This is a genomic window from Methylobacterium sp. AC690, from assembly GCF_979256535.1.
The window spans coordinates 1-296 of the sequence record NZ_CEEDOX010000068.1 but is presented as its reverse complement, the minus strand read 5'-3'; the positions used below and the strand labels follow the sequence as shown (position 1 = coordinate 296).

At 71.3% G+C, this 296-nt stretch carries 1 protein-coding gene; it reads right to left on the bottom strand.

Features of this window, described 5'->3' with window-relative positions; all coding sequences use genetic code 11:
* Window positions 1-296, bottom strand: a 296-nt coding sequence (locus tag AC0IY1_RS25355) for a sugar phosphate nucleotidyltransferase (protein ID WP_471773341.1), incomplete at both ends; no start/stop codon positions are given.

The following is a 296-nucleotide window of genomic DNA, read 5'->3' as shown; positions in this document are numbered from 1 at the left end:
TCCGGGCCGAGGGTCACCACGCCGTAGGCCGAGGGATCGTCGACGTGGTAGGCAAACACCGTGGCGCCGCTCTCGCGGGCGCGCGCCCGGGCCAGCATCTCGCGCATGCCCGAGCCGAAGAACAGGTTGTCGCCGAGCACCAGGGCCACGCTGTCCGCGCCCACGAAGTCGCGCCCGATCAGGAAGGCCTGGGCCAGCCCTTCCGGCCGGGGCTGGAGCGCGTAGCTGAAGGACAGCCCGAACTGCTCGCCGGTGCCGAACAGGCGCTTGTAGTTGTCCAGGTGCTCGGGCGAGGA